The following is a 13,926-nucleotide window of genomic DNA, read 5'->3' on the forward strand; positions in this document are numbered from 1 at the left end:
GGCATGTATCCCGGGTAATTCCGGTGCGTCGATGAACTGCGAGCCCTAGATTGCGTCAGTGAACCTTTCGCAGCTCGGCGAGCCGATCGGGCCGATGGTCCGCGTTCACGGCGGGTTCGCCAACCGGATGTACCGGCTCGACACCGACCAGGGGTCGTTCGCGGTGAAGGAGCTGAACCTCGTCGACCGCCGCTGGACCTACCACGTCGAGGACGTGTTCAGGTTCGAGCGGGCGGCCTTCGTCGCCGGCATACCGATGCCGGAGCCGATCTCGGCCAGCCACAACACGCTCGTCCACCGGTGGGTCGAGGGAGAGAAGGTGCCTGAAGCACCGGTGTCGGCGGCGTACGCGTTCGAGATCGGTGAGATCCTCGCGCGCATCCACGCGCTCGACGTCGAGTGGACCCACGTGTCGATCGAGGAGCCGACGTCAGGGGACTGGCCCGAGCTTGCCGAGCGGGCGGCGGCGACCGGACAGCCGTGGGCCGACGAACTCGCCTCCCGCGTCGAGACGTTCCTCGCGATTGCCCACTTCGTCGACACCTGCCAACGGCCGGGCCCCGTCGTACTGACCCACAGGGACATCCAACCGTGGAACCTGCTCGCTCGAGACGGCCGGCCGGTGGTCCTCGACTGGGAGCTCTCGGGGATGCTCGACCTGTCCGGTGAGCTCGGCTCGACCGCGCTGAGCCTCGCGAAGGGACCTGGCTTCGGCCACATCGAGCCCACCATCTTCCGCTCGGTCCTCGACGGCTACGTCGCAGGGGGCGGAGCGCTGCCGCCGTGGGGTCCAAGCTGGTTCGTGTTCATGATCGGCGGCTGGCTGGGGCACACGAGGTGGAACATTCTCCGCTGCCTCGCCGGTGTCGAGGCGAGCACCGGCCCTGACCTCGCTCTGTCGCACGAGTCCGTACGCAACGGCCTCCGCGGCCTCCCCGACCTGTTCGGCCGACTCCCAGAACTCGAGGCGCTGCTGCTCATGTGACAGTGACCCACTTCTGTGCCGGGTGCTGGGGGTGAAGCTGCCGTCCGGCGAGAGTGCTGGGGAAGAGACACGGTATTGCCGGGCCCGGCGGCGTTCGGAGGATGCGGCGCGCCGCGATGTGATCGCACAGGAGAATGAGCGAACGGCTCTGGCACGTCGGTCGGCCGCCGGCCGAGCGTGATGCTCATGCCGTCAGGCCGGTCGTCAACGATGTCGAGCCGTAGGGTGATGACCTTGACGAGGGGGAGTAGAAGCATCCCTGCGACGATCGGCGGCCGCGGCGTCGATTCATCTGGTGCAGCAGCTACTAGTTGACATAATGTGGCTTATCGGCGCTGACTGTCGGAGTTGCATCTGACGCAGAGACTCCGGTAGTGCGGTGAGGGTGACGGCTTCGGTGACATGGTCAGGCGTTGAAGACGGCCTCGGAGCGGTCGCGGTTTTCGTGGAGGTCCCAGTACAGGCGGGTGATCTGCTCGGGCGTGGCCGTCGGGCTGCCTTCCGGACCGCCGCCGAGCCAGACGTTGATCACGATGTGGGCGGCGTGCACGCCGCTGCCGGCCAGTTCCTTGTTCAGGTTGATCACCCAGTTGCGCAGAGCTGCTTGAGCCTCCGCGACGCGGTCCTGAGCTCCGGCGCTCGAAGGTCCACGGGACAAGTATCCGCACATGCCGCCGGGAGTGAAGCGCCCTCATGCCGATGAGCGGACGGTTCGTAGTGGCTAATCGGATGACCGGCCGAGCTTGCCAGACACCATTCCACGTCAATGAAACAAGCAGCCGATGAGCGGGAAGCGAGCCTTCACGGAGGTTGGCCGGCTGGGCAGCATGAGATGCTGGAGAACGTTTGGCTCTTGAAGGGTGTCCATGTCCAACGTGCCGGTTGCTCGCCCGAAGATCGTTTGTCTGTGCGGTTCTCTGCGCTTCAGCAGGGAGTTTGCTACCGAGCGCACGCGCTTGACGCTCGATCTGGCGATCGTCCTGGCTCCGGAGGCCACCGAGGCGTCTGTGCTGGACCCTTTGCTCGTGCGAGCCTTGGGAGAACTGCACCTCCGCCGGATCGACCTCGCAGATGAGGTGCGAATCGTGAACCCCGGTGGCTACGTCGGGGAGACCACCCGCCGCGAGATCGCGTACGCCAACGCACTGGGCAAGCGCGTCACGTACTTGCACGAACCGGCTATGACGGACAGCTAGTCGGTTTCTCCGACCCGATCGCAGCGAACAGCATGGCCCGGCCTGCTTTGTCAGCGTCGATGCCCCGGTTCACGAGAGGTGCACTCGGACATGCGGCGGTCAGCTGAACGTCGGCTCATGCCGCAGTCCGCACGGTCCCTGCCCATGAGCGCGCTGGCTAAGGTCGCCTCGTGACGTTCGAGTTCGATCTTGTCGCCGAAGTCCCACTCGCCTTTTGATAAACGAGACCAGTGCCTAGCACATCGTCAGCTGTCCCGGGGGCGGTGTGCCTGGAGTTCGGAGAGGGTGGCGTCGATTATGGGGGCGCGTGGGGTGAGCGTGGGTGTTTGGTCGAGTGGGATCCATTGGGCGTGGGAGGTGGTGCCGTTGATCTCGGTGGTGCCTAGTGATCCGCCTGTCACGGTTGCTGCGAAGACCACTCTGACGGCTTTGTACGGGCGGCCGCTGTGACGGGTGCGCGGTTCGGTTGAGGTGTGGACGGCGACGGGTCGGCCGACATCGACCATGTAGCCGGTTTCTTCGAGGACCTCCCGGGCGACCGCTCGTTGCAGCGACTCGTCGTACTCCACGCCGCCGCCTGGCAACGTCCAGCAGGCCGGTGAATGCGGTCCCCCGACGTACCACGTCAGCAGGATTCGGTCGGCATCGTCGACTATCAGGGCGTACGCGGCAAGTCGCGTGTCGTAGTCGGTGAAGTGCACCGCCTGAGGATAACCACGAGCGCGGGTATCCGAGGCTCCGGACGGATCGCGGCTGCTCCTGATACAGCATGCTGCGTACGACGAGGTCGAGTCGGGACCCGTGGTCGTCTTCGGACGAATGTCGTCGCCAAGCTGACCGGGCCGCCGGATGGCGAGTGCTGCTGCACGCGGACGGCCTTTCCGATTGAGGTCCCCCCGCTGGGACGGTCGCCGGGCATGTCACGCCAAGAGGCAAACAGCCTGACCCGAGTCCTTCGCTCGGGTACTCCCCCGCAACTCCCACTCCCCTAGTTGCCCAGGTGAAGTCAGGTCAGCGACGGGTACGTTCTGGCAATCGGCAGGCTGTCGGCGAATGCCTGGAGATCTGGGGTGATGTTGCCGTGGAGTTGCAGCATCGTCATCTCGGCCAGTTCGTTGATTTTGGTCAGGAGTTGTTCGCAGTGGGCGTTGTGAGCGAATGCCGCGGCCGAGTCGACGTACTCCTCGATCACCACGAACTTCTGTGGATCGCTGCCCTGGAACCAGTCGTACCGAAGTGTCCCGGGCTCGTCATCCGCCGCCGTGGCGACCGCCTTGTCCCGCGGTCCCCGGCGTACTGAGCCGAGCCAGGGTGTGATCACACGGCGCGGCCGAAGTGGGCGAGGAGGTGCCAGACTCGTTTGAGGGATTGGAGGTCGTGGAGGCCTGATCGTGCGGCGGATCCGATGAGTGCTGGGGTCAGGTCGTCACCGAGGGACCGTGCTAGTCCGACGTACTCGGGACCGCGGTAGGTGGGATCCAAATCAGCGGTCGAGAGCCTGAATCCCGGGTGCCACTCGACCGCGCAACCAGTACTGCGTGCCTCGAGTTCGACCGCGGTGTCGCGGAAGCATGGGTCGAGGACGATTGCCTCGACGTCTTCGACCAGCCTGACGCCGCCGTGAACATGTGCCTCGATGTAGTCGTCGAGATCGTCATGCTCGGCCGCGTCCGCCAGAGCCGTCACGTCGCTCAACCTGTCGGGACCAACCACCAGCTCCGGCTCGAACACCGAATCCGGGAAACAGAAGGTCGACCGCGCAGTGACCTCCCGGCGGAGACGAAGGAACGCCGACCCGAAGCGGATCGCCGGGCCGTGGGCGTAGCGACCGCGATCCAGAGCGCCGTAGATGGGTCGCTCGGCGGGCAGCGCCGAGTCGTAGCGGCCGTCGAATAGGCGGCTCTCCCAGCGCCAGCGATCACCACCTGGGAAGGCGGTCAGCCCGCCGTTCGAGATGCTGGTCTCGAACTGAGAGCGGTAGACGCCGTCCCGGACGATCGCCTCGATCACAAGGCCGTCCCCGAAGGGCCAGTCAGGGTGGAACTGCACGCCGACGTACTCAAGCACGAGCCCACGTGTCCCGTCGCGGCGTCGTCAACATGACGGCATTGTGCTCCATCCAGCCAGGCGCCCACGCTCAGCCGGGCAATCCGGCTACTACTCCACTGCCTCGTCAACTCCCTCCTCACCGCACCGCCGTACGGCGTGGAGGACACAGCGGCGGGGTTTCGTTGTGTGGCTAATTGCTTTGCGTGAGTGTCGGTCGGCGCTTAGCGTTGCGGTTCTGGTTGGTGCCGGCGGCTGGCGGATCTGAGAGGTGTACGCCGATGACTACTCAGCTCTTCGCGTTGAGCTTCGATGCGAACGATCCGGATGGTCTCGCGCGGTTCTGGGGCGGCTTCCTGGGCTGGGAGACGACCGAGGATCACCACGACGGCGTGGCGCTCCTGCCGAACGACGACACCGGGTTCCGGATCCGGTTCGTCGCGAGCCAGGAACAGAAGGCCGGCCCGAACCAGATGCACTTCGACCTGACGAGCAAGTCGCTCGAGGATCAGCAGCAGACGGTCGACAGGGCGCTCGCACTCGGCGCCCGGCACATCGACGTCGGTCAGCTTCCCGAAGAGGGTCACGTGGTTCTTGCGGACCCCGAAGGCAACGAGTTCTGCGTCATCGAACCGGGCAACAACTTCCTGGCCGACTGTGGGTTCATCGGGGCGCTGGCGTCCGACGGTTCGCAGGAGGTCGGATACTTCTGGAGCAAGGCGCTGGAGTGGCCGCTGGTCTGGGACCAGGACCAGGAGACCGCGATCCGGTCGCCGCACGGCGGTCCGAAGATCACCTGGGGCGGTCCGCCGGTGGCGCCGAAGCTCGGAAAGAACCGGCTGCACTTCGACCTCGCCCCGCCTGCCGGTGGTGACCTGCAAGCCGAGGTCGACCGTCTCAGCTCCCTCGGAGCCACCCGACTCGACATCGGCCAAGGCGACGTCGACTGGGTCGTCATGGCCGACCCCGACGGCAACGAGTTCTGCGTCCTCCCACCCCGCTAACGCGAACTCCCCCACCGCCGGGCAATGTCACCTCCCCCGAGGCTCAGTCACGTCAGTTGCTCCAGGCATCAATCCGCGCACTGCCTTCACAGATCAAACACAGGGCGCGACCAGGGTCGGATTCAGCGTCCGAAGGCCCAGGTGATCATCAGGGGGAACTCGGCTTGCCAGAAGGGGTCGCCGTGGTTTCCGATGCGTTCGGTGAGTACGACGTCCGCGTCGGCATCTCGGAGTGCGTCCGCCCAGCGGGTCGCGTTCTCGAGGAACCACGGCTCCAGCGTTCCGGCGACGAGGTAGGTGCGCGGAAGAGGGCTGGGCAGCTCGGCGGGCGGGTGGTAGCCGCCACCGGGTGAGGCGCAGAAGACCGCGCCGTAGATGTCGGGATGCCGAAGCCCCATGGCGAGCGCGAGCTCTCCACTCGCCGACACGCCGCACACCGCGGTGCGCTCGGCCGGCAAGGCGACGCTGAAGCGCGACCGCACCCAGCTGCGGACGTCGTCGACGAAGAAGCTCTCGTGGGCGGCGAACCGTTCCTCGTCGAACGACGGTGAGTACTCGCGGATGCGCGCCATCTCATCCTCGTCGTCCGTGCGGTAGACACCGACGATCATCGTGGGCGGTACGTCGGCCGCCTCGAGGTACGCGCCCCACTGCGAGATCAACTGACCGTCGCCGGCGAACACGACTGCCTCCGGCGGTTCCGGCGGCACGTACACCGTGACTTGCCGACCGCCGTCGTACTCGAAGGTCTCGGTGACGAGCTCTCCCGCTATCCGATCAGCGCGAGCTGGTTGCGACACCGGCTCTGCAGCACCGGGTCCGACGGCTGCTTGGTCATCCATTGGTAGTCGCACCTCGACCTTTCAGGGTCGTGTCCCTAGCGACGCGGGCCGCAGCTAGCTGCTCAAGGTCGAAACGTAGCGCAGAACGGGCGCCCCCAGCGCGCGTTGGCACGTTCAGCGCGTGTTGGTGACACGTCGCGGGGAAGACAGGCCGAGAAATATGAGTGGCGTGGTCAGGGCGACCAGCTCAGCATGGGGAGATGCTCAGCGACGCGCAGCTGGAGGAGTTCACGCGAGACGGGATCCTGCGGATCCCGGGTGCGTTCGCTGCGGAGGACGCGGCCCGGATGCGGGATGTGCTCTGGCGCGAGTTGGCCGAGCGGCACGGGATACTGCGTGACGATCGCAGCACCTGGACGCCGGTACGGCCCACAAAGCTGGCGACCACCAAGAAGGACCCGGCGGCGAATGCGATCCTCGGCCCACCGCTCCGGACAGCGCTCGACCAGCTGTTCGGTCCAGCAGGTTGGACCGAGCCGCCGCACCAAGGACAGGTCCTGGTCACCCTGCCGACCGGCGAGCCCTGGTCGGTACCGCACCGGCACTGGCACACGGATGTCGGATTCGAGCTCCCGCAGGACGAACTGGTGGGCGTCAAGGTCTGGGCTCTGCTGGGTGACCTCGAACCCGGTGGTGCCGGTACGCCGCAGGTCGCGGGCTCCCATCGGGTGATCGCGCGGTACCTGGACACCACCAGCGAGCGGGACTTCAGCACGGTGCGCGATCAGGTCCTGGCATCCCACTCGTGGTTCCTTCAACTGACTCGCGAGGACAGGACCAGCGCTGCCGAGTTGATGACCGAGGCGGACCTGAACGGCATCCCGGTCCGGGTGGTTGAGCTCACCGGACAGGCTGGTGACGTCTACCTCACCCATCCGTGGATCCTCCACTCGATCGCACCCAACGCGCGCGACACCCCGCGGATGATGCGCAGCCGCATGATCTGGCAAACCGGCTGGCCGCGCTGATCCGGCTGAACCTCCAACGCGTCGCCGAGGCGCAGAATTATTCCTTGATACGAATATTCGTCTTGGTGAATGATTCTGGGTATGGATGCGGTGTTGAGTGGGTTGGCGGATGCCGGGCGGTGGCGGTTGGTGGGGTTGTTGGCGGAGCGGCCGCGGTCTGTGGGCGTGTTGGCGCAGCTGGCCGGTGCGCGGCAGCCGCAGACGACCAAGCATCTGCAGACGTTGGAGCGGGCCGGCATTGTCACGTCGCAGCGGAGCGGGCAGCGCAGGATCTACGCCCTCGAATCCGCTCCCCTCCGCGACTTGGCCGCTGAACTCCTCCGGCTCGCCGACAGCGCAGATCAGGCCGGCGGATTCCGCGAGACCTTCGACCGGTACGGCGTCAGCGTCCAGGCGGAGCGGCTTGCTGCCGAGCAGTCCGGGTGGGCCGACGGGCGAACGTTCGGATTCGAGCGGACGGTCGCAGGAAGCCCGGAGCTGGTCTGGCGCCACCTGACGGAACCGTCGCTGCTGACCGCGTGGTGGACACCCAACGACCTCCGCATCTCGGAACTGGTCTTCGAGGCGCAGCCCGGCGGCCGGATCGTCCTGGAGTATCGCGATGCCGAGGACGCCGACGGCACCGATCTCGTCGCCGGACGCGGGGAGGGGACGGTTGTCGACGTACGTCCGGGACAGCGACTCCTCTACCACCTCTCCCCCACGCTGCCTGATGGCACCACGGCGTTCACCGCCCACGTCGACTTCACCTTGCAGCCCACCGACACGGGCACGGAACTCGACGTCCAGTACCGCATCACCGACAGCACGGTCGACTCCGCCGACTTCATCGCAGGCATCGAGATCGGCTTCGGTCAGAGTCTCGACAAGCTCGCGGCGGCCCTCGACCGCACCAACCTGAGGAGCGCGACATGACACAGCAGACCAGCGGCCGCCGGGTCGTCACCACCATGAAACTGTCCATCGACGGCCACTACGCGAAGCCGGATCCTCTCGACATGGGCTGGGTGCTGCCGTACGCCACCACGGACGTCGCTCGCGACCACATGGCCAGCTTGTTCGAGCCGGCGACGACGGCGCTGCTCGGGCGCGTCAACGCTGAAGGCTTCATGGGTTTCTGGCCGACTGTCATCGGCATGGAGGGCGCGGACCCGCGTGACGAAGCGTTCGCGAAGTGGCTGGTCGAGACCGAGAAGGTCGTCCTGTCCTCGACGCTCCGCGAAGCGCCGTGGGAGCGTACGTCGATTGTCGACCGTCCCACCGTGGACGTGGTCGACGAGCTCAAGGCGACCGAGGGTGGCGACATCGCGGTGTTCTGCAGCGCGAGCGTCATCAAGGCGCTGCTGGCCGCCGACAGGGTCGACCGGCTGGCGCTGATGATCTTCCCGATCTTCCTCGGCAACGGGCCGCGCCTGTTCGACGACGGCCTGCCGGAGAACCAGTGGACCCTCGTCAGCCAGACCGCCGGCGAACTCGGCGAGGTCGCCCTGGTCTACGACCGCACCCGCTGATCACGCCGGCGCCCGGTCACCCGGGGGTGCCGCCACCCGTACCCCGGAACGGGGGTGAGTGGTTCATGGCGGTGGATCTGGTGGACATAGGGTAGGCGGCATGGCGTTGCAACTTGTTCAGGTGAATTTCAAGGCTCGGGACGACTCGGCGGTCGGCCAGTTCTGGGCGGACGCGCTCGGCTGGGGTGTTTCCAGCGAGGGACCCGGTGTGACCAACGTCGAACCCGTGGGCTTCGACTGGCCGGACCCCTCCGCCCTCTGCGTCGATGTCGTCACCGTTCCGGACCCCGAGGCGGTGAAGTACCGCGCGCACCTCGAGCTCGCCACCACCTCAGCGGATCATCAGAAGGAGTTGGTCGCGCGCCTGCAAGCTCTCGGTGCGACGCCGGCCGATGTGGGCCAGGGCGACGTGCCGTGGACGGTTCTGGCGGACCCGGAGGGCAACCTGTTCTGCGTGCTGGAGCCTCGGGAGATCTACCGGGACACCGGGCCGATCGCCGCCGTGGTCGTCGACTGCGCAGACCCGCGGGCCATGGCCCACTTCTGGGGCGAGGCGGTGGACTGGACCGTGCACGAGGTGACCGACGATCATGCCGTCTTGCGCTCCGCCAAGGGTGTCGGCCCGTACCTGGAGTTCCTCCGCACGCCCCATCTGAAGAACGCCTGGCATCGCGTCCATCTCGACGTACTCCCGTACCCCGGTGACGATCAAGCGGCGGAGGTGGACCGCCTACGGACCCTCGGCGCGACGCCTGCCGACGTCGGCCAGGGCGATGTCAGGTGGAAGGTCCTCGCCGACCCGGAGGGCAACGAGTTCTGCGTTCTCGCTCGAAGCTGACGCAGAGGCCCCCGCGGGACGGACAGCGGCGCGCTGCCCTGGCGCCGCCGCCCGTCCGCCGCAAGGTCACACAGGTTCCGCAACCGAGGTTCAGTCCAGGCAGAACTCGTTGCCCTCGGGGTCTGTCATGGTGATGGTTCCGAACTCGAGCGGGGGCTCCGGCTCGAAGCGCCGTACGCGTGTCGCGCCCAGCGCCACGAGACGCTCGCACTCGGCTTCCAGCGCCGCCATCCGCTCGTCTCCCTGGAGCCCCGGGGCGGCGCGGACGTCGAGGTGGACGCGGTTCTTGGCGACCTTGCCCTCCGGCACCTGCTGGAAGAACAGCCGCGGACCTTCACCGGTCGGGTCCTCGAGCGCCGACCTCGTGTTGCGCTGATCCTCCGGTACGCCGATGCGCTCGAGGAACTCGTCCCACGCCGCGAGTGGGTCGGCGCCTTCGGGCAGCTCGACTCCGGGCGGGGCAGGGTGGACGTAGCCCAGTACGTCGCGCCAGAACATCGAGAGCGCCCGCGGGTCGTGGGCGTCGAAGGTGACCTGGAATTCGCGGCTCATCGGGCTGCTCCGTTCGTCGTGATTCTCATGTGGTCACCATGACACGCCTAGCGGACAGAATCGGTCCGCTTTCTGCGGCACAGTAGGCGACATGGACGACAACGAGCGGGGTACGACGGAACGGGTGCTGACCCTGCTCGGGCTGCTGCAGCAGCGCCACGTCTGGACCGGCACGGAACTCGCGGACCGCCTCGGGGTCACGCCACGAACAGTACGGCGCGATGTCGAACGGCTCCGCGCACTCGGCTACCAGGTGCATGCGAGCCAAGGGGTCGGCGGGGGCTACCAACTGGCCGCTGGGCAGGACTTGCCGCCGTTGCTGCTCGACGACGAGGAAGCGATCGCGACCGCGGTCTCGCTGCTCGCCGGCGCGGGTGGTGCGGTCGCGGGCGCCGGCGACGCCGCGGTGCGGGCCCTGACCAAGCTCGACCGGGTGCTGCCGACCCGGCTGCGGCACGAGGTGCGCGCGCTGTCCGGTTCGGTGGAGTCGTTCGGCGGCGGTCGTACGTCGGTCGACCCTGACGTGCTGATGACGCTGGCCAGAGCCTGTCGTGACGAGGTCGTGGTGCGCTTCGACTATCCGTCCGGGACCGACGTACGCCGGCGCCGCGTCGAGCCGTACCGTCTGGTCGCCTCAGACCGGCGCTGGTATCTGTTTGCCTACGACCTTGATCGCGACGACTGGCGCAGCTTCCGCGTCGACCGGATGACGGAGGTGGCTGCGGGGACCTGGCGTTTCCGGCCTCGGCCGGCGCCCGACGCGGCGGCGTACGTGCAGGAGAGCGTCGCGAGCCGGGTCTACCGGTATCAGGCACGCTTCCTGATCCACGCACCCGCCGACACCGTGCGCGCCCAGATCCCGGCGGCGGCCGCCGTCGTACGCCCCCGCGGCACCAAACGCTGTGAGGTCCTGAGCGGCGCCGACAGCCTCGACTTCGTCCTCATGCACGTCGTCCTCCTGGGCCACGACTTCGAGGTCATCGACCCCCCAGAACTCTCCACCCGCTGCCAAACCCTCGCCAAAAGACTCCTATCCGCAGCCAAGCCTCACTAGCCTCTGCTGCTGGCAACCGCTCGTTCAGGTGCGCAAGGTAAGGCGGACCTGTCTGCGGGGGCGCGGACAGGTCCGTTGGGTGGTGTCAGGCGACGTACGCTGCGAGGTGTTCGGCGGTGAGGGTCGACTTGGCGGTGACGAGGTCGGCGGGGGTGCCTTCGAAGACGATCCGGCCGCCGTCGTGGCCGGCGCCAGGGCCGAGGTCGATGATCCAGTCGGCGTGCGCCATCACGGCCTGGTGGTGCTCGATGACGATCACCGACTTGCCGGAGTCGACCAGGCGGTCGAGCAGGCCGAGCAGTTGCTCGACGTCGGCGAGGTGCAGACCGGTGGTCGGCTCGTCAAGGATGTAGACGTCACCCTTCTCCGCCATCTGGGCGGCCAGCTTCAGCCGCTGCCGCTCACCGCCGGACAGCGTGGTCAACGGCTGGCCGAGCGTCAGGTACCCGAGGCCGACATCGGACATCCGGTCCAGGATCTTGTGCGCGGCCGGGGTACGGGCCTCACCCTCCTCGAAGAACTCCTCGGCCTCGTCGACGGACATGGCGAGGACTTCGGCGATGTTGCGGCCGCCCAGCGTGTACTCGAGCACCGACGCCTGGAACCGCCGGCCTTCGCACTCCTCACAGGTGGACTCGACCGTCGCCATCACGCCGAGGTCGGTGTAGATGATGCCGGCGCCGTTGCAGGTCGGGCAGGCGCCTTCGGAGTTCGAGCTGAACAGGGCCGGCTTCACGCCGTTGGCCTTGGCGAACGCCTTGCGGATCGGGTCGAGGAGTCCGGTGTACGTCGCCGGGTTGCTCCGGCGCGAGCCGCGGATCGCGGCCTGGTCGATCACCACGACGCCCTCGTGGCCGGCGACCGAGCCGTTGATCAGCGAACTCTTCCCGGAACCGGCGACACCCGTGACGACGGTCAGCAGCCCGAGCGGGATGTCGACATTCACGTTGCGCAGGTTGTTCGTCGACGCGCCCCGGACCTCGAGCTTGCCGGACGGCGTACGGACGGTTTCCTTGAGCTTCGCGCGGTCGTCGAGGTGCCGGCCGGTGATGGTGTCACTCGTCCGCAGCCCCTCGACGGTCCCTTCGAAGCAGACCGTGCCGCCGGCCGATCCGGCGCCGGGGCCGAGGTCGACGACGTGGTCGGCGATCGCGATCGTCTCCGGCTTGTGCTCGACGACGAGCACGGTGTTGCCCTTGTCGCGCAACTGCAGCAGCAGTTTGTTCATCCGCTCGATGTCGTGCGGGTGCAGGCCGATCGTCGGCTCGTCGAAGACGTAGGTGACGTCGGTGAGCGACGAGCCGAGGTGGCGGATCATCTTCGTCCGCTGCGCCTCACCGCCGGACAGCGTGCTGGCCGGCCGGTCGAGCGACAGGTAGCCGAGCCCGATCTCCGCGAACGAGTCGAGCAGGTGCTGCAAGCCGGCGAGCAGCGGGCCGACGGACGGCTCGTCGAGTGCGCGGATCCACTCCGCCAGGTCGCTGATCTGCATCTTGCACAGGTCGGCGATGTTCTTGCCCTTGATCTTCGACGACAGCGCTTCCTGCGACAGCCGGGTCCCGTCACAGTCCGGGCAGGTCGTGAACGTCACCGCCCGCTCCACGAAGGCGCGGATGTGCGGCTGCATCGCCTCCACGTCCTTGGACAGGAACGACTTCTGGATCTGCGGGATCAGGCCCGAGTAGGTCAGGTTGATGCCTTCGACCTTGATCTTGGTCGGTTCCCGGTAGAGCAGGTCGTGGAGTTCCTTCTTGGTGTACTTCTTGATCGGCTTGTCCGGGTTGAAGTAGCCGCAGCCGCGGTAGATGCGGCCGTACCAGCCCTCCATGCTGTACCCGGGAACCGTCAGCGCGCCCTCGTTCAGCGACTTGTTCTCGTCGTACAGCGCGGTCAGGTCGAAGTCGGTGACCGAGCCCATGCCCTCGCATCGCGGGCACATGCCGCCGTGGTAGACGGCGTTGCGGACCACGGTCTTCTCGCCCTTGCCCTTGTCGGCGACCATCGAGCCCGTCGCCGTCCGCTTCGGGACGTTGAACGAGTACGCCGTCGGAGGTCCGACGTGCGGTTTCGCGATCCGGCTGAACAGGATCCGCAGCATCGCGTTGGCGTCGGTGGCGGTGCCGACGGTCGAGCGGGGGTTCGCGCCCATCCGCTCCTGGTCCACGATGATCGCCGTGGTCAGGCCGTCCAGCAGGTCGACCTCGGGCCGCGACAGGTTCGGCATGAAGCCCTGCAGGAAGGCGCTGTAGGTCTCGTTGATCAGCCGCTGCGACTCCGCGGCGATCGTGCCGAACACCAGTGAGCTCTTGCCCGAGCCGGAGACCCCGGTGAACACCGTGAGCCGGCGCTTCGGGATCTCGACGGTGACGTCCTTGAGGTTGTTCTCGCGCGCGCCCTGGACGCGGATCAGGTCGTGGCTGTCGGCGGGCTGGGGGGCAGGCGACGACGTGGACTTTCGCGTGGCCTTGCTCATCGTGTCTCCATCTGTCAGGTGGCCTCGGCTGGGGAGCAGTCGCCGGGTCAGCGGGCCTGCTGGATGCGGACCATGTTGCCCGCCGGGTCACGGAACGCGCAGTCGCGGACGCCGTACGGCTGGTCGGTCGGCTCCTGGACCACCTCGGCGTCGGTCGCCTCGAGCTTGGCGAACGTCTCGTCGACGTTCGGGGTGGCCAGGTTGATCGAGGCGTAGGTGCCCTTGGCCATCATCTCGGTGACGGTACGGCGCTCGTCCTCGGTGAGGCCCGGGGTCGCCTCCGGCGGGTAGAGCACGATCGAGACCGGCTGGCCGACGGGTCCGACGGTGATCCAGCGCATCCCTTCGTAGCCGACGTCGGTGCGGACCTCGAAGCCGAGGGCGTCGCGGTAGAACGCGATCGCGGCGTCCGGGTCGTTGTGCGGGAGGTAGGTCGAGTGAATGGTGATGTCCATGG

Annotated in this window: 16 protein-coding genes; 8 read left to right on the plus strand and 8 right to left on the minus strand. The window is 67.3% G+C overall.

Going from position 1 to position 13,926, the window contains the following annotated elements; translation table 11 throughout:
* Window positions 1-58: 58 nt before the first annotated feature.
* Window positions 59-985: a phosphotransferase family protein gene (locus tag ACYVOK_RS09565; RefSeq protein ID WP_460661927.1), complete on the plus strand. Its 927-nt coding sequence runs from the start codon at window positions 59-61 to the stop codon at window positions 983-985.
* Window positions 986-1,391: 406 nt separating this feature from the next.
* On the opposite strand, the gene ACYVOK_RS09570 is transcribed toward ACYVOK_RS09565, so the two are convergent.
* Window positions 1,392-1,655 carry a hypothetical protein gene (locus ACYVOK_RS09570; RefSeq protein WP_460661928.1) on the minus strand — a complete coding sequence of 88 codons (264 nt, stop codon included), beginning with the start codon at window positions 1,653-1,655 and terminating at the stop codon, window positions 1,392-1,394.
* Window positions 1,656-1,851: 196 nt separating this feature from the next.
* Here ACYVOK_RS09570 and ACYVOK_RS09575 point away from each other — a divergent pair, with 196 nt between their 5' ends.
* Complete coding sequence (locus tag ACYVOK_RS09575) at window positions 1,852-2,181, plus strand: hypothetical protein (RefSeq protein ID WP_460661929.1); 330 nt, start codon at window positions 1,852-1,854, stop codon at window positions 2,179-2,181.
* 245 nt (window positions 2,182-2,426) lie between these two features.
* Here ACYVOK_RS09575 and ACYVOK_RS09580 read toward each other — a convergent pair whose 3' ends face one another.
* The 3 genes from ACYVOK_RS09580 to ACYVOK_RS09590 all read right to left on the minus strand — a co-directional run bounded on the left by ACYVOK_RS09580 (window position 2,427) and on the right by ACYVOK_RS09590 (window position 4,248).
* Window positions 2,427-2,882, minus strand: a complete 456-nt coding sequence (locus ACYVOK_RS09580; RefSeq protein ID WP_460661930.1) for an NUDIX hydrolase — start codon at window positions 2,880-2,882, stop codon at window positions 2,427-2,429.
* A gap of 305 nt (window positions 2,883-3,187) precedes the next feature.
* Window positions 3,188-3,502 (minus strand): putative quinol monooxygenase, encoded by a 315-nt coding sequence (locus ACYVOK_RS09585; protein ID WP_460661931.1) that lies wholly within the window; start codon window positions 3,500-3,502, stop codon window positions 3,188-3,190.
* Window positions 3,499-4,248: a DUF3626 domain-containing protein gene (locus ACYVOK_RS09590; protein WP_460661932.1), complete on the minus strand. Its 750-nt coding sequence runs from the start codon at window positions 4,246-4,248 to the stop codon at window positions 3,499-3,501. The genes ACYVOK_RS09585 and ACYVOK_RS09590 overlap by 4 nt, the downstream gene beginning before the upstream one ends.
* Window positions 4,249-4,508: 260 nt before the next feature.
* Here ACYVOK_RS09590 and ACYVOK_RS09595 point away from each other — a divergent pair, with 260 nt between their 5' ends.
* Complete coding sequence (locus ACYVOK_RS09595; RefSeq protein WP_460661933.1) at window positions 4,509-5,231, plus strand: VOC family protein; 723 nt, start codon at window positions 4,509-4,511, stop codon at window positions 5,229-5,231.
* 122 nt (window positions 5,232-5,353) lie between these two features.
* On the opposite strand, the gene ACYVOK_RS09600 is transcribed toward ACYVOK_RS09595, so the two are convergent.
* A complete protein-coding gene (locus ACYVOK_RS09600; protein ID WP_460661934.1) occupies window positions 5,354-6,073 on the minus strand; it encodes an alpha/beta hydrolase in 720 nt (239 codons plus the stop codon).
* Between the two features lie 200 nt (window positions 6,074-6,273).
* On the opposite strand from ACYVOK_RS09600, the gene ACYVOK_RS09605 reads away from it, so the two are divergent.
* From ACYVOK_RS09605 to ACYVOK_RS09620, 4 genes are all read left to right on the plus strand, one after another.
* A complete protein-coding gene (locus tag ACYVOK_RS09605) occupies window positions 6,274-7,041 on the plus strand; it encodes a phytanoyl-CoA dioxygenase family protein (protein ID WP_460661935.1) in 768 nt (255 codons plus the stop codon).
* 81 nt (window positions 7,042-7,122) lie between these two features.
* The gene (locus ACYVOK_RS09610; RefSeq protein ID WP_460661936.1) at window positions 7,123-7,956 is read left to right on the plus strand and encodes a metalloregulator ArsR/SmtB family transcription factor; all 834 of its coding nucleotides are present in this window, start codon (window positions 7,123-7,125) and stop codon (window positions 7,954-7,956) included.
* The gene (locus ACYVOK_RS09615; RefSeq protein WP_460661937.1) at window positions 7,953-8,552 is read left to right on the plus strand and encodes a dihydrofolate reductase family protein; all 600 of its coding nucleotides are present in this window, start codon (window positions 7,953-7,955) and stop codon (window positions 8,550-8,552) included. The genes ACYVOK_RS09610 and ACYVOK_RS09615 overlap by 4 nt, the downstream gene beginning before the upstream one ends.
* Before the next feature lie 100 nt (window positions 8,553-8,652).
* Window positions 8,653-9,390, plus strand: coding sequence for a VOC family protein (locus tag ACYVOK_RS09620; RefSeq protein ID WP_460661938.1), 738 nt, complete (start codon window positions 8,653-8,655; stop codon window positions 9,388-9,390).
* Between the two features lie 90 nt (window positions 9,391-9,480).
* Here the strand turns inward: ACYVOK_RS09620 and ACYVOK_RS09625 are convergent, their stop codons facing one another.
* Entirely contained in the window at window positions 9,481-9,942 is a 462-nt protein-coding gene (locus ACYVOK_RS09625; protein WP_460661939.1) for a VOC family protein, read from the minus strand.
* 91 nt (window positions 9,943-10,033) lie between these two features.
* Here ACYVOK_RS09625 and ACYVOK_RS09630 point away from each other — a divergent pair, with 91 nt between their 5' ends.
* Window positions 10,034-10,996, plus strand: coding sequence for a helix-turn-helix transcriptional regulator (locus ACYVOK_RS09630; protein ID WP_460661940.1), 963 nt, complete (start codon window positions 10,034-10,036; stop codon window positions 10,994-10,996).
* An 85-nt stretch (window positions 10,997-11,081) separates the two neighbouring features.
* Here ACYVOK_RS09630 and ACYVOK_RS09635 read toward each other — a convergent pair whose 3' ends face one another.
* On the minus strand, window positions 11,082-13,469 hold the full coding sequence (locus ACYVOK_RS09635) for an ATP-binding cassette domain-containing protein (RefSeq protein WP_460661941.1): 2,388 nt from the start codon (window positions 13,467-13,469) through the stop codon (window positions 11,082-11,084).
* Between the two features lie 47 nt (window positions 13,470-13,516).
* The gene (locus tag ACYVOK_RS09640) at window positions 13,517-13,924 is read right to left on the minus strand and encodes a VOC family protein (RefSeq protein WP_460661942.1); all 408 of its coding nucleotides are present in this window, start codon (window positions 13,922-13,924) and stop codon (window positions 13,517-13,519) included.
* Window positions 13,925-13,926: the final 2 nt, after the last annotated feature.

The sequence above is a fragment of the Kribbella swartbergensis genome, from assembly GCF_054784135.1.

Bases quoted from the DNA above. Each gene is read 5' to 3' on its own strand.
- ACYVOK_RS09615 (WP_460661937.1), top strand. From the start codon at position 7,953: ATGACACAGCAGACCAGCGGCCGCCGGGTCGTCACCACCATGAAACTG.
- ACYVOK_RS09605 (WP_460661935.1), top strand. From the start codon at position 6,274: ATGCTCAGCGACGCGCAGCTGGAGGAGTTCACGCGAGACGGGATCCTG.
- ACYVOK_RS09570 (WP_460661928.1), bottom strand. From the start codon at position 1,655: ATGTGCGGATACTTGTCCCGTGGACCTTCGAGCGCCGGAGCTCAGGAC.
- ACYVOK_RS09620 (WP_460661938.1), top strand. From the start codon at position 8,653: ATGGCGTTGCAACTTGTTCAGGTGAATTTCAAGGCTCGGGACGACTCG.
- ACYVOK_RS09630 (WP_460661940.1), top strand. From the start codon at position 10,034: ATGGACGACAACGAGCGGGGTACGACGGAACGGGTGCTGACCCTGCTC.
- ACYVOK_RS09600 (WP_460661934.1), bottom strand. From the start codon at position 6,073: ATGGATGACCAAGCAGCCGTCGGACCCGGTGCTGCAGAGCCGGTGTCG.
- ACYVOK_RS09640 (WP_460661942.1), bottom strand. From the start codon at position 13,924: ATGGACATCACCATTCACTCGACCTACCTCCCGCACAACGACCCGGAC.
- ACYVOK_RS09595 (WP_460661933.1), top strand. From the start codon at position 4,509: ATGACTACTCAGCTCTTCGCGTTGAGCTTCGATGCGAACGATCCGGAT.
- ACYVOK_RS09575 (WP_460661929.1), top strand. From the start codon at position 1,852: ATGTCCAACGTGCCGGTTGCTCGCCCGAAGATCGTTTGTCTGTGCGGT.
- ACYVOK_RS09610 (WP_460661936.1), top strand. From the start codon at position 7,123: ATGGATGCGGTGTTGAGTGGGTTGGCGGATGCCGGGCGGTGGCGGTTG.
- ACYVOK_RS09635 (WP_460661941.1), bottom strand. From the start codon at position 13,469: ATGAGCAAGGCCACGCGAAAGTCCACGTCGTCGCCTGCCCCCCAGCCC.
- ACYVOK_RS09625 (WP_460661939.1), bottom strand. From the start codon at position 9,942: ATGAGCCGCGAATTCCAGGTCACCTTCGACGCCCACGACCCGCGGGCG.